This is a genomic window from Pseudomonas sp. FSL R10-2189 (assembly GCF_009600325.1).
Taxonomy (GTDB): domain Bacteria; phylum Pseudomonadota; class Gammaproteobacteria; order Pseudomonadales; family Pseudomonadaceae; genus Aquipseudomonas; species Aquipseudomonas helleri.
The window spans coordinates 1-431 of the sequence record NZ_WIVZ01000128.1; the positions used below are offsets into that span (position 1 = coordinate 1).

Annotated in this window: 1 protein-coding gene; it reads left to right on the forward strand. The window is 62.2% G+C overall.

The features are described 5' to 3' along the window. On the forward strand, positions 1-431 hold a 431-nt coding region (locus GHO32_RS26230; RefSeq protein WP_153426456.1), incomplete at both ends, for an RHS repeat domain-containing protein.

Here is a 431-nt window from a genome sequence, read left to right on the forward strand (position 1 = left end):
CGCGAGTGGGCCGACGACGGCAGCTACGACACCCGCCTGGAATGGGACCCCAACATCCGCCTGACCTACGTCACCGATGCCCTGGGCCAAGAGACCTGGCACTACTACGACATCCTCGGCTACACCTACCGCATCATTTACCCCGACGGCAACGAAGAATGGCTGTTTCGCGACGCCGCCAAAAACGTCACCCGCCATATCCACACCGACGGCAGCACCGATACCTACGCCTACGACGAGCGCGGCAACCTGCTGCAACACACCCGCGCGGACGGCAGCAGCATTCACCACGCCTACGACGACCAGGACCAGCGCTTCAAAACCCGCGATGCCGAAGGCGGCCTGTGGAAATACGACTACGACCCGCGCGGCAACATCATCGAAACCCTCGACCCGCTGGAGAACACAACCTGCTACGCCTACAACAGTGA